The following is a 12,473-nucleotide window of genomic DNA, read 5'->3' as shown; positions in this document are numbered from 1 at the left end:
CGGGCGCGGTGCCGGGGGCCGCGGCGCCGGAGGCTCGGGCCGGGGCCCCGCCGGGGGCAGGGGACAGCGTCCCGGCGGCGGCAAGCCCCCGCGTCGAGGAGGCGGGCGGTGAGCGTCAGCCTGTTCGATCTGTTCAAGATCGGCATCGGACCGTCCAGCTCCCACACCGTGGGACCGATGCGCGCGGCGAGCCGCTTCGCGCAGGAGGTGCTGGACGACCCCGCGATCGGGGACCGGGTCGCCGATGTGCAGGTGCACCTGTACGGCTCCCTGGCGGCGACGGGGCACGGACACGGCACCCTGGACGCCATCATCATGGGCCTCGAGGGCGCAGACCCGGAGACCGTCGACCCGATCGCGGGCCGGGCACGGGTGGCGGACATCGCCGAGCGCGGCGGGCTCCGCCTGGACGGGCGGCGCGAGGTGGCGCTGCGCGGGGAGGACATCGTCCTGCATCCGCTGACCTTCCTGCCGCAGCACTCCAACGGCATGACCTTCGTGGCGCTGGACGCGGACGGCACCGAGCTCGTGCGCCGGCAGCTGTTCTCCATCGGCGGCGGCTTCGTCGTCGACGCCGAGGACATGGATCAGCCCATCGCCTCCGTCGTCGCCGAGGAGGAGGGCCGCCGCGTCTTCACCACCGGGGCGGAGCTGCTGCAGGTATGCGAGGAGCGCGGCATCTCGATCTCCGAGGCCATGCTCGAGCGCGAGCGGCAGTGGCGCACCGACGAGGAGATCCGCGCCGGGGCGCTGAGGATCTGGCGGGCGATGAGCGACTGCATCGACCGCGGCGTGCGCACCCACGGCGTGCTGCCCGGCGGGCTGGAGGTGCCTCGCCGCGCCGCGCCCTGGTACGAGTCCCTCAGCGCCGAGGACCCGCAGCGCCTGGCGATGAACGCCTTCGAATGGGTCTCCCTCGCCGCCCTCGCCGTGAACGAGGAGAACGCCGCCGGTGGCCGCGTGGTCACCGCCCCGACCAACGGCGCGGCGGGGATCATCCCGGCCGTCCTCCACTTCGCCACCCACTACCTGGCCGATGTCGACCCCGACGAGGTCGCGGTGCGCTTCCTGCTGGCCGCGGCGGCGATCGGCTCGCTGTACAAGGAGCATGCCTCGATCTCGGGGGCCGAGGTCGGCTGCCAGGGCGAGGTGGGGTCGGCATGCTCGATGGCCGCCGCCGGCCTCGCCGAGGTGATGGGCGCCAAGCCCGCCCAGGTCGAGAACGCCGCCGAGATCGCGATGGAGCACAACCTGGGCCTGACCTGCGACCCGATCGCCGGTCTCGTCCAGATCCCCTGCATCGAGCGCAACGCCATGGCGGCGGTCAAGGCGATCACCGCGGCCCGCTTCGCCCTGCGCGGCACCGGGGAGCACTTCGTGTCCCTGGACACCGTCATCGAGACGATGCGGCAGACGGGCCGCGACATGTCCGAGCGCTACAAGGAGACGGCCATGGGAGGGCTCGCCGTCACGGCGGTGCCGGTGTCCCTGCCGGAGTGCTGACGGCGTTCTCTCACGGATCGGAACCGAAGCCCGGCCCGGGTCCTGGCTGGGACCCGAGGCCCGGCCCGGGGCCTGGCTGGGATCCGAGGCCTGGCCCGGGGCCTAGCTGGGATCCGAGGCCTGGCCCGGGGTCGAGACCTGCCGCGAGCCCGAAGCCTCGCTCTGGGCCGAGGGCGGTTCAGGTGCGGCGAGCGGAATCCTGATCGGTGTCCGTCGGAGGTCCTGGCTCGAGCAGGATCTCCCGCGGCACGGCGGCGGCCCCGAACCGTGCGCGCACCTCCTCCCGCACGCGCCGGATGACCTCCGCCGCCGCCGCGTCCCCGCCGTCCGCGGCGGGATGGGCGGGATCGATCCGGATGCGGCCCCGGGTGCGGGCGCCGAACCGGGCATCCGGCACCACCTCGAGCCGCACCGCCGCGATGCCGGGGAGACCGGCGACGAAGGCCCGCACGGCCCCTGGATCGTGCAGCAGACCGCCGGAGGAGACCCGGCCGTCCGCCCGGCCGGTCACCGCCACGGTGCCGTCCGAGCCGATCCGTCCGCGATCGGTGATGACCGTGCGTCCCTGCGTGAAAGGCGAGCGCACCGCGAGCAGCCCGTCGCGCTCCCGGATCCGCACCCCACGCAGCGGCACGCCGTCCACGCACAGCGATCCCGTCTCGGTGGTGCCGTAGACATCGTGCACCCGGCCGATGCCCGCAGCCAGCAGCTCCTGGCGCATCGAGGCGGTCAGGACGTCGGAGCCGCTGAGGGCGCGGGGGATGGGCAGCGGACCGGTCCGGGCGAGATCCAGGAGGTGGACGGGCACGCCCGTGATCAGGTCCGGGGCGGTGCTGCGCAGCAGGGCATGGGCGGCCGGCATGTCGAGCCGGGAGACGTCCACCAGCACCATCCCCAGGGCGAGGGCTCCTGCCGCGGCGGACAGCCCATGGCCGTGCTCTCCCGGAGCCGCGCAGGCGATGGTGCGTCCGGGCCGCATGCCCAGACGGTGCGCGAGATCCAGCCCGAGGACCAGCTGCGTGAGGCTGAGCGGCCCTCGGGCCAGCGCCCGAGGCGCCGCCGTGGTGCCCGAGGAGCGCACGGCGATGCGCCGCACACCCGGTGCGGCGACCGCGGCCAGGATCTCGCGCAGCGGACCGGGGCGCAGGTGGACGTCTGCGGGCGCCGGCGTGCCCGCGTCCTGGGCATGGACACCGCGGTGGTGCCTGGCGGGCCGGGTGCGGCGGGCCAGGTCCAGCAGATCCGCCGCGGTGAGCTGCCCGTGGACGTCGACGAGCACGGGGCTGCCGGGGGACAGGCGAGCCCGCAGACGCAGCACCGTCGCGAGGGTGAGGGCGGTCATCGGTCGCGGCGTGCGAAGCGGACGGCGAGTCGCCCGATGCGCCCCGCGGCGCGAGCGCCGGCGGCGGGCGCCGCCTGCGCGATCGGTGCTGCGATGCGCGCCCAGAGCGGTGAGACCAGCGTCCGGTGCGGTCGCAGCGCGCGCAGCACGAAGGCGCTGCCCTGCTGTGGCGACAGGGCGCCGCGCGGCGCCGCACCGTACAGCGGTGAAGACATCGTCGTCGCCACCAGAGGAACCTCGGCGATGGCGATCCGGACGCCGCAGCGCGCCGCATCGGGACGGATCGATCGCAGCCAGCTGTCCAGTCCCGCCTTGCTCGCGGTGTACGCCGCCCAGCCCGGCGCGGGGATGCGGGCGGCGGCGCTGGTGACGGCGACGACGGTGCCCCGTCCTGCGGCGCACATCGGCTCCAGCAGGGCGAGGATCAGACCGGCCGTGCCGACCAGGTTCACGGCGCTGAGCCGGCCCAGGTCATCGGGTCGGGCGAAGGATCGGGCGAGCGGTCGGTGCAGCGAGCGGCCGGCGCAGCAGATCACCGTGTCGGGGACGCCGTCGTGCTCGAGGATCAGCGCGGCGAGACGCGCGACAGCATCCTCGTCCCGCAGGTCGCAGACGCGGACGGAGACCTGAGCACCCCGGGCGCGCGCCTGTTCGGCGACGCGGTCGAGGGCGTCGGCCCGCCGCGCCGTGATGACCAGTCGGGCGCCCGGCCGCGCCAGGGAATCGACGAGCGCGGCACCGATCCCTCCGCTCGCGCCGGTGACGACGGTGAGCCCCTCGGCCGGTGCGGTGCCGCGACGCCTCATAGGGAGCGGTCCCGAGCCTCGGGGTCCTGAGGGCCCTCCGTATCCGGGGACCGGGCGGGGATCCAGGGATCGGCGTCCTCGTCGACGGGGACGTCCCCGTCGACCAGACGGGACTCGAGGGACTTCGAGAAGAGGGCGACCGGCTCGGAGGCCACATCGATGGTTCCCTCGATGTCCTGCCACGGCCCGCCGGCGACGGAGAACTGCCCGGCATAGGTGGTGGTGAGGGTGACGTCGTACCAGCCCTCGTAGCGGTAGGTGCCTGTGACGTCCTTGGCGGGATACGGGCGGCCGGATTCACTCGTGGTGATGGTGTTCCCGTCGCCGAGGTCCCAGGTGTAGCTGACGGGGATGGCGCGGATCTGGACGGGGATGCCGAGGACCGAGGTCTCCAGCGTCTGATCTTCCGCATCGGTGTACAGGACGACGTCCATGTTCACCGGAACCCAGCCGTCGACGGGCCCCGCATGCGCCTCGGGTGCGATGACGGGAAGCTTGGCGAAGTCCTCGCGGGTGACCGTGATGACGACGGCCGCTCCTCCCGCGGCGGGATCCCCGACCAGCGCGGAGTAGCACCGCACTCCGAGGTCCTGGGAGGTCTGGTTCACGCGGTCGGTGCGGGTGCCCTCCTGGAGAGTCGGAAGGGTGCTGTAGTCGCCCTCTCTGTTCGTGAACGAGACGACGGCGTCTGCGACGGGGCAGACGGTCGCGATCCCGATGCACCCGCCGTAATCTCCCGAATCTCCGGACTGGTCGCAGGAGAAGTCATCGCCGACGGTCTCCCACGATTCGAAGAAGCGTGAGATGTGGTCCGTACCTGTAGATTTTGCGGTTCCTGCACCGACATTGGTGCCCGACTCGGGGTCGGAGCTATTGTGTTTCCAGTCCGAGATCGCCTTGCAGAATCCGCCAGGGCAGATGCTGGCCAAGTCATCCGGGTTTGCGAAGGCTGGTACTGGCAGGAGCGTGCATGCAGCGAGGACGATGGCGGCTAGCGACCATCTGTGACGATTGGAATGCCGAGCCATCCTCATTCTATGTCCTCTGAGTTTTGGATTCCGAACTCAGCGACTTTCCAGCTACCATCGGTCCACTCGAGTCCGCCGATGGTTACATACGTCGAGGATGACTCCTCTCCTCCTTGTTCGGACTGTGTGACGGTGAACTCATAGAGAACGGCGTTCTCGTGGTCGGGGTTCTCCGACATCTCGAGCGTAATCGAGGTTACTTCTGTGGCCGGCCATAGTGTCCCCTCTTCAACGCGGGCTTGGACGGAAGACTCGTACTCATCGCATGCGGTGCATGATCCGAGGCTGAGTGCCTCTAGAGCTTTGGTGTCCCCGGTCTGGTTTGCGTGAATTGCGTTCGCCCAATAGAAGGCGAAAGATTGTTTTGCGCCCTCGTTCGACTGTTCATCCTTCCCCGGGAAGTCCGCGGGATCCGGTGCGGGGACGGCCGGGGTCGTGGCCTCCTCGGGGGTCGTCTCCGCGGCGGAGGGTGATGTGCTCTCGGCGCTCGTGGGCGGGGCGGTGGTGGGGGACTCGGCCGGCGGGCCGCAGGCGGCGCCGGTGAGCACCGCGATGGCGCCGAGCGTGAGGAGGCGGCGAGAGGTCACGGGGACTCCTGAGGAGGGAGGGGTCTCTGGGGCTTTCCGGAGAACCTAGCCCAGGGGCCGAGCGTGCGCCATCGGATCGTGCTCGTTGTGGATAACGGGTGCGGGGTGGTGCCTGGCGGGCCCGGGCTATGAGTCCTGGCTCTGCAGGGCGAAGTCCAGCACCTTCCACCCTCCATCGCTCCACTCGAGTCCGCCGACGCTCACGTAGCTGGCGGGGTCGGGAGTCTTCTTCCCCTCCTGCTCCTCGAAGGTGACGGTGAAGCGGTGCAGCACGACGTTGTCGATGTCGGTGTCCTCGTACTTCTCCAGCGCGTCGGTCGTCACGGTGGCCGGGGGCCAGAGCTGGTCCTTCTCGACGCGCTCGGCGACCTGGCCGATGTACTGCGTGCAGGCGTCGCAGGACTCCGCGCCGAGCTCCTCCAGGGCGCTGGTGTCGCCGCTCTGGTTCGCCGTGATCGCCACGGCCCAGTAGTAGGCGAAGGCCTGCTGCGCTCCCTCCTCGGTCTGCTCCTGCATGCCGGGGAAGTCTGCGGGGTCGGGGGGATCCACCGGCGGGGGAGTCTGCCGGGGCGTCATGCCCTCGGGCGCCAGGACCTTCGGCGTCGGTGTCGGGGACGCCTGCTGCGCGGTGGTGGGGGCGGCGGTCGGCTCCTCGTCCGATCCGCCGGAGCTGCAGGCGGACGCGCCGACGGCGAGGGAGGCGAGGGCGCCGAGGGCGAGGAGGCGTCGAGCGATCACGGGTACTCCAGGGAGGGGAAGCGGGGCCTGTCCAGCGAACCTAGCGGACGCAGGCCTGCGGTGTCATGGGAGGAGCTCGGGCTGTCCGGGTTGGGCGTTGTGGGACGGGGCCTAGATTGCTAGCATGCTGGCATGCCATCCGAGAAGGTGCAGTTCAACGTCTACCTGCCCAAGCAGCTCGTCGTCGCGGTCAAGCACCGCGCGATCGACGAGTCCACCAGCCTCTCCGCGCTCGTGGAGAAGGCCCTGACCCAGTACCTCGAGACGCCGCAGCCTCCGCGCTGACCCGCCTCGTCCTGCCGCCCTGACAGCCCGTCGCAAGGAGCTCTGCCATGTCCCGCACGCCTGACCCGTCCCTCGCCGTCCTCCCGCTGCGCTTCTCGTCCCGGCCCGCCGCGGTGATCGCCTTCCTGCGCACCCTGGGCCTCGCCCCGTCGCTGACCGCGGGGGACGACAGCTTCGGGGACCTCCATGCAGGAGCCGGCCGTGTCCTGGTGCACGGCGCCGCATCGACCGCGACCGGAGCCGCGCACGGAGACACGGACCTCTGCCTCGTCGTCCCCGACGCGCTCGCGGCCGCGAAGCAGCTCGAGGCGGAAGGCCTCGAGGTCGCCGTCTGGGACGAGTCCTACGGGAAGCAGGGCGTCATCACGGGTCCGGTCGGAGAGGCCATCGGCCTGAACGAGGACCAGGAGGACCCGTACGGCTACCAGGAGCACGATCCCGCCGGCGCCGATCCGCGGCTGAGCGTCGTCGCCGTCCTGACCAGCGAGGACTTCGCCCGTGACGCCGCCTTCTTCGCCCGTCTCGGCTTCGTCCCCCAGGGCCCGGCGGACGACGGGTGGCAGGCCCTGCGGGGCCCGGGCCGCTCCGGGATCATCGGCCTGCACGCCCCCGGACCGGACTCGCGGCGCACCCGGCCCGGCGACGGCACGTTCGGCCCGAGCCTCCAGGTGCGTCTGGGCTTCCAGACCTCGGAGGACCTCACGCAGCTCGCCGCCCGCCTGCGGTCGGCCGGGTACGACGCGCAGGTCCGCGATCCCCACGGCGCGCGAGCCGTGCACCTGACCGATCCGGACGGATCGCATGTCGAGATCCATGCGGCGGTGCAGGGCTGAGCCCCCTCCCGTTGCGATACCGTGTCCGGGACCACACCTCCATGGGCCGGGAGCCCAGCACCCCAGGAGCGATGATGCCCGAAGACGCCCCCGTCGGAATCGACAGCCTCTCCCACGAGTCCCGCAGCTTCCCCCCGAGCTCCGAGTTCGTGAAGGACGCCGTGGCGCGACCGTCCCTCTACCTCGAGGCCGAGCGGGACCGTCTGGAGTTCTGGCGCGCCCGCGCGCAGCTGCTGAGCTGGAAGAAGCAGTTCACCGAGGTGCTGGACTGGTCCAACCCCCCGTTCGCGAAGTGGTTCGCCGACGGCACCCTGAACGCCGCCCACAACTGCGTGGACCGCCACGTGGACGCCGGCCACGGAGCGCAGGTCGCCCTGCTCGCCGAGTACGAGGACGGCACCGACGCCCGTTTCACCTTCGCCGAGGTGAAGGACGAGATCAGCCGGATGGCGAACGTCCTCACGGACATGGGTGTCACCACCGGGGACCGCGTCGCCATCTATCTGCCGATGATCCCCGAGGCCGTCTTCGCGATGCTCGCCTGCGCCCGCATCGGCGCGCCGCACTCGGTCGTCTTCGGCGGATTCAGCGCCGACGCCCTGCGCTCGCGCATCGAGGATGCCGAGGCCAAGGTCGTGATCACGGCTGACGGCCAGTTCCGTCGCGGCAAGGCCATGCCGCTCAAGCCCGCCGTGGACGAGGCCCTCGCCGGCGGCGCGCCCTCGGTGACCGGGGTCCTCGTGGTCCGCCGCACGGGAGGCGAGGTCGCCTGGACCGAGGGCCGCGACCAGTGGTGGCACGAGCTGCGCGAGGGCGCCTCGACCGAGCACGAGCCGGTCTGGGTCGACGCGGAGCACCCGCTGTTCATCCTCTACACCTCCGGCACCACCGGGAAGCCCAAGGGGATCGTGCATTCCACCGGCGGCTATCTCACCCAGGCCTCCTACACCCACCGGGTCGTCTTCGACCTCAAGCCCAGCACCGACGTGTACTGGTGCACGGCCGATGTCGGCTGGGTGACCGGCCACTCCTACGTGGTCTACGGGCCGATGGCCAACCGCACCACCCAGGTCATCTACGAGGGCACCCCGGATACCCCTCACCAGGGCCGATGGTGGGAGATCGTCCAGAAGTACGGCGTGTCCCTGTTCTACTCCTCGCCCACCGCGATCCGCACCGCCATGAAGTGGGGCGAGGAGATCCCCGGGAAGTTCGACCTGTCCTCGCTGCGTCTGCTGGGCAGCGTCGGCGAGTCCATCAACCCCGAGGCGTGGATGTGGTACCGCCGCGTGATCGGCGGGGACCGCTGCCCGATCGTGGACACCTGGTGGCAGACGGAGACCGGCGCCATCATGGTCTCCCCGCTGCCCGGCGTCACCAACGCCAAGCCCGGTTCCGCGCAGGTCCCCCTGCCCGGCGTGGTCGCCGACGTCGTCAACGACGCGGGGGAGCCCGTGGGCGATGGCCAGGGCGGCTACCTGGTGCTCTCGGAGCCGTGGCCCTCGATGCTGCGCGGGATCTGGGGCGATCCCGAGCGGTTCCAGGAGACCTACTGGTCGCGCTTCCCCGGGAAGTACTTCGCCGGCGACGGCGCCCGCAAGGACGAGGACGGCGACATCTGGCTGCTGGGCCGCGTGGACGACGTCATGAACGTCTCCGGTCACCGCCTGTCGACCACGGAGATCGAGTCCGCGCTGGTCTCCCACCCGTGGGTGGCCGAGGCCGCGGTCGTCGGCGCGAACGACGAGACCACGGGCCAGGCGCCCGTCGCCTTCGTGATCCTGCGCGGCGGGACCGAGGCGGAGGTCGCCGCCGGCGGCGGCGAGGACGCCGCCTCCGAGGCGCTGCGACAGCACGTGGGCAAGGAGATCGGGCCGATCGCGAAGCCCAAGAAGGTCCTCCTGGTCACGGAGCTGCCCAAGACGCGCTCGGGCAAGATCATGCGGCGCCTGCTGCGCGACGTCGCCGAGAACCGGACGATCGGCGACACGCAGACCCTCGCCGATTCCTCGGTGATGGACCTGATCCAGCAGGGCCTGACCGGCAAGCGCTGAGCCCCGGGCACGGCCCCCAGCAGAGACCCGCCCCGGTCGATCCCTCCGGATCGACCGGGGCGGGTCTCGGCGCGCCGAGGAGTGGTTCCCGCTGCCCGGACCGGTTCCTGCCGCTCGGATGCTGCGGACCGGTTCCTGCCGCTCGGATGCGGTGGCCCGGATCCTGCCGCCCGGCCCGGTTCCTGCTACCCGGCCCGGTTCCCGGCGCTCCGGGTTAGGACGTGAGCGAGATGTCCCCGACGCTGGTGCGGGCGCGGATCCCGGCGCCGAGACCGCCGGTCTCCAGCCCGGGCTCCAGATAGATGTCCCCGGTGTCGGAGTCGGCGTCGACGACCCAGCCGCCGTCGGGCGGGACGAGCACCGAGATGTCCCCGACCTCGGTGCTGAGATCCAGGTCCGAGGAGGGGCCGGCGGCATCGACCTGGACGTCGATGTCGCCCACCCCGGTCGAGGCGGTCACGCGGGCATCGGCCGGGACCCCGAGCACCTGCACGTCCCCGGTGCCGGTGCTCGCCTCGACCACGCCGACCGGCCCGGTGACCGACACGCTCCCGACGTCGGTGGAGAGCTCGGTCGTGGACAGCCCGCTGCGCGGGACGACCAGCAGGATCTTCTTGTGCTCGTCCTCCCACGGGACCGGTCCGCTGGTGGCGGGCTGCTCGACGGTGACGGCAGGGGAGGAGGCCGGGCCCTCGACGGTGATCCGGGCCAGGGCGGTCGCCCCGTCGCCGGGCAGCAGCAGTGAGCCCTCGTCCACGAGCGCCAGGGTCGGCTCGGTCACGTCCCCGACGATCACCTCGATGTCCCCGACGCCGCTGCGGATGCTCACCGCGGAGGCGCCCGGCAGGGCGACCTGGGCGGAGGTCTGCGAATACCCGCGCATGACCCACCAGGACCAGGTGGTCTGGGCGGCCATCAGCCCGGTCAGCACCAGCACCACCAGGGTCGCCAGCACGATCATCGTCGCGCGCCAGGCCCGCGCGGAGCGGCGGGTGGGGGTCAGGACGTGGGGCGGGATCGTGGTGGTCATCGGTCCTCCGATTCGAGGTAGCGCAGCACGGCCATGACGCGACGGTTCTCGCCGTCGACGGGACTGAGGCCCAGCTTGAGGAACAGCGAGGAGATGTGCTTCTCGACGCTGCCGGCGGAGAGGAACAGCTCGGCGGCGATCGCCGCGTTGGAGCGTCCCTGGGCCATCGCCTCCAGGACCTCCCGTTCGCGCGGGGTCAGCGCGTCGATCACGGCGCGGCGGCGGGTGCGCACCAGGATCTGCTGGATGACCTCGGGGTCCAGCCAGGTGCCGCCGCCGCCCACGGTGTCGACCACGCGCAGGAACTCGTCGACATCGGCCACACGATCCTTGAGCACGTATCCCAGCCCGCGCGGGCTGCCGGCGATGAGCTCGGAGGCGTAGCGCTCCTCGACGTACTGCGAGAGCACGAGCAGGGCCACCTGCGGGTCCTGCTCGCGGATCAGCACGGCGGCGCGCACGCCCTCGTCGGTGAAGGTCGGGGGCATGCGCACGTCGATGACAGCGAGATCCGGGGTGTGCTCGGTCACCGCCGACAGCAGCCCCGTGGCGTCGTCGACGGCCGCCACGACCTCGTGTCCGGCATCGGTGAGCAGCCGCTCCAGGCCGGCGCGCAGCAGCACCGCGTCCTCGGCGATCACGATCCTCATCGGGCATCCTCCATCGAATCGGCGGGAGCGGTCGTCGCGGGGGAGCGATCGGACGCTGCGGGTGACGGCGCGGAGGGAGCAGGTGCTCCCGGGGCAGGCGCACCGGGAGCGGGCGCGCCGGGGGCGGGCGCCCCGGCCCCGGATGCCTCGGGGGCGGGGGCGCCGGCGGCGGAGGCATCGGGCGCAGCGGCCCCAGGGGCGGCGGCGATCTGCGCGGACACCGGCAGCAGCGCCTGCAGACGGGTCCCGCCGCCGGGCGGGCTGTGCAGCTCCAGGGTGCCCCCGGCGGCACGGACCCGGTCGGTCAGGCCGGCGAGGCCGGTGCGCTGCCCCGACGCCAGGCCCCCGCGGTGCACTCCGGCGCCGCCGCGCCCGTCGTCGCTGATCGTCACATCCAGGGACGACCCCTGCTGGCGCACCCGCACGGTGGCCCGCGAGGCGCCCGAGTGCTTGGCGATGTTGGTCAGCGCCTCGGAGACCACGAAGTACGCCACGCCCTCGGTCTCCCGGCCCAGGCGCATCGGCAGATCCGTGTGCAGGTCCACCGGGATCGGGGAGCGGGCCGCCAGCGCGGAGAGCGCCGCGTCGAGCCCGCGGTCGGTGAGGACGGCGGGATGGATGCCCCGGGCCAGCTGGCGCAGGTCGGTGATGACGCCCTTCGCCTCGCGGTGCGCCTCGTCCACGAGCGCGGTCGCCGTCTCCGGGTCCGAGGCGATCTTCGACTTCGCGATGCCGAGGGTCATGGCCAGCGCCACCAGGCGCGGCTGGACGCCGTCATGCAGGTCGCGCTCGATGCGCAGACGCTCCTGCTCCGCCGCGTCCACCGCGCCCTGGCGCCGCTGCGTCAGCTCCGTGACCTGCTCCTTGAGCTCCTGCTCGCTATGGGAGAGGAAGGCCCGCGCGAGCATGCGGTCCAGCACCGTGCCCAGGGCGATCGCGCCGAAGGCCACCAGCAGGCCGGCGCCGCACAGGATGCCCAGCAGGCTCGGCGTGAGGTGCAGCCGGCCCAGCGTCGCGTCCCCGGCGCGCACCAGGATGTCCGCGGCGGTCCAGCTCGCCCACAGCGCGGCCAGGGACAGCGTCCCGAACATCATGGCGCACAGCATGGCGATGTGATGATGCAGCGTCGCGGCCCAGTACGGCAGCGAGGAGACGTCCAGCCACAGGCCGTGCAGGGCGCCCAGCAGCCCGGTGCGCTCGGAGCGGCGCCGCGGCGGCACGGTGACGCGCAGCCCGTGCACGGCGTCCGCGCGGCGGCGCTCCACGGCCGCGGCCAGCCGCATCAGCAGCAGCCAGGGGATCAGCACCAGCATCCCCACCCCCAGGGCCGGGACCGAGGCGATGCCGGTGGTCAGCAGCGTCACGCTGGCGATGCCCCAGGTCCAGGCCAGAGCGGCCCAGACGATCACGGACGCACCGGCCGCCACCGGATGGGGCCGGCGCGGGGGCGAGGGATCGGGCGGCGGCATCGGCTCGCCCGCGGCGAGGGAGGTCTCGTACGAGGTCATGCCGCAACGCTATGCGGCCCCGGGCGCCGCGGGCAGACGGCCCGCCGCCGCGGCCGGCGGGGGTTAACCCCCGCCCGGCGGCGTCCGGTGCCGGGCGACCGGGAGCGCG

General features: G+C 72.5%; 12 protein-coding genes. 4 read left to right on the top strand and 8 right to left on the bottom strand.

The window, feature by feature from the left end; genetic code table 11:
* The first annotated feature begins 108 nt into the window (after window positions 1–108).
* Complete coding sequence (locus BF93_RS13400; protein ID WP_038373279.1) at window positions 109–1,503, top strand: L-serine ammonia-lyase; 1,395 nt, start codon at window positions 109–111, stop codon at window positions 1,501–1,503.
* Window positions 1,504–1,681: 178 nt separating this feature from the next.
* On the opposite strand, the gene BF93_RS13395 is transcribed toward BF93_RS13400, so the two are convergent.
* The 5 genes from BF93_RS13395 to BF93_RS13375 all read right to left on the bottom strand — a co-directional run bounded on the left by BF93_RS13395 (window position 1,682) and on the right by BF93_RS13375 (window position 6,004).
* Complete coding sequence (locus tag BF93_RS13395; protein ID WP_038373277.1) at window positions 1,682–2,845, bottom strand: AMP-binding protein; 1,164 nt, start codon at window positions 2,843–2,845, stop codon at window positions 1,682–1,684.
* Window positions 2,842–3,651: an SDR family NAD(P)-dependent oxidoreductase gene (locus tag BF93_RS13390; RefSeq protein WP_038373276.1), complete on the bottom strand. Its 810-nt coding sequence runs from the start codon at window positions 3,649–3,651 to the stop codon at window positions 2,842–2,844. Before BF93_RS13390 ends, BF93_RS13395 begins: the two co-directional genes overlap by 4 nt.
* A complete protein-coding gene (locus BF93_RS13385) occupies window positions 3,648–4,259 on the bottom strand; it encodes a PKD domain-containing protein (protein WP_232226424.1) in 612 nt (203 codons plus the stop codon). Before BF93_RS13385 ends, BF93_RS13390 begins: the two co-directional genes overlap by 4 nt.
* Before the next feature lie 422 nt (window positions 4,260–4,681).
* Window positions 4,682–5,266, bottom strand: a complete 585-nt coding sequence (locus BF93_RS13380) for a DUF6318 family protein (protein WP_038373275.1) — start codon at window positions 5,264–5,266, stop codon at window positions 4,682–4,684.
* A gap of 126 nt (window positions 5,267–5,392) precedes the next feature.
* Entirely contained in the window at window positions 5,393–6,004 is a 612-nt protein-coding gene (locus BF93_RS13375) for a DUF6318 family protein (RefSeq protein ID WP_038373273.1), read from the bottom strand.
* Window positions 6,005–6,136: 132 nt separating this feature from the next.
* Here BF93_RS13375 and BF93_RS19375 point away from each other — a divergent pair, with 132 nt between their 5' ends.
* The 3 genes from BF93_RS19375 to acs all read left to right on the top strand — a co-directional run bounded on the left by BF93_RS19375 (window position 6,137) and on the right by acs (window position 9,176).
* Window positions 6,137–6,289, top strand: a complete 153-nt coding sequence (locus BF93_RS19375) for a ribbon-helix-helix domain-containing protein (RefSeq protein WP_084148545.1) — start codon at window positions 6,137–6,139, stop codon at window positions 6,287–6,289.
* 47 nt (window positions 6,290–6,336) lie between these two features.
* On the top strand, window positions 6,337–7,122 hold the full coding sequence (locus tag BF93_RS13370) for a VOC family protein (RefSeq protein WP_038373271.1): 786 nt from the start codon (window positions 6,337–6,339) through the stop codon (window positions 7,120–7,122).
* Window positions 7,123–7,196: 74 nt separating this feature from the next.
* Window positions 7,197–9,176 carry an acetate--CoA ligase gene (gene acs, locus BF93_RS13365; RefSeq protein WP_038373270.1) on the top strand — a complete coding sequence of 660 codons (1,980 nt, stop codon included), beginning with the start codon at window positions 7,197–7,199 and terminating at the stop codon, window positions 9,174–9,176.
* 214 nt (window positions 9,177–9,390) lie between these two features.
* Here acs and BF93_RS13360 read toward each other — a convergent pair whose 3' ends face one another.
* From BF93_RS13360 to BF93_RS13350, 3 genes are read right to left on the bottom strand one after another with little or no spacing between them, the layout of a single operon-like run.
* Window positions 9,391–10,206, bottom strand: coding sequence for a DUF4097 family beta strand repeat-containing protein (locus BF93_RS13360; protein ID WP_038373269.1), 816 nt, complete (start codon window positions 10,204–10,206; stop codon window positions 9,391–9,393).
* Window positions 10,203–10,856 carry a response regulator transcription factor gene (locus BF93_RS13355; RefSeq protein ID WP_038373267.1) on the bottom strand — a complete coding sequence of 218 codons (654 nt, stop codon included), beginning with the start codon at window positions 10,854–10,856 and terminating at the stop codon, window positions 10,203–10,205. Before BF93_RS13355 ends, BF93_RS13360 begins: the two co-directional genes overlap by 4 nt.
* Window positions 10,853–12,364 (bottom strand): sensor histidine kinase, encoded by a 1,512-nt coding sequence (locus BF93_RS13350; protein WP_051486949.1) that lies wholly within the window; start codon window positions 12,362–12,364, stop codon window positions 10,853–10,855. Before BF93_RS13350 ends, BF93_RS13355 begins: the two co-directional genes overlap by 4 nt.
* Window positions 12,365–12,473: the final 109 nt, after the last annotated feature.

Source organism: Brachybacterium phenoliresistens, assembly GCF_000576425.1.
In the GTDB taxonomy this organism is placed as follows: Bacteria; Actinomycetota; Actinomycetes; order Actinomycetales; family Dermabacteraceae; genus Brachybacterium; species Brachybacterium phenoliresistens.
This window is presented reverse-complemented; position numbering and strand designations above follow the sequence as displayed.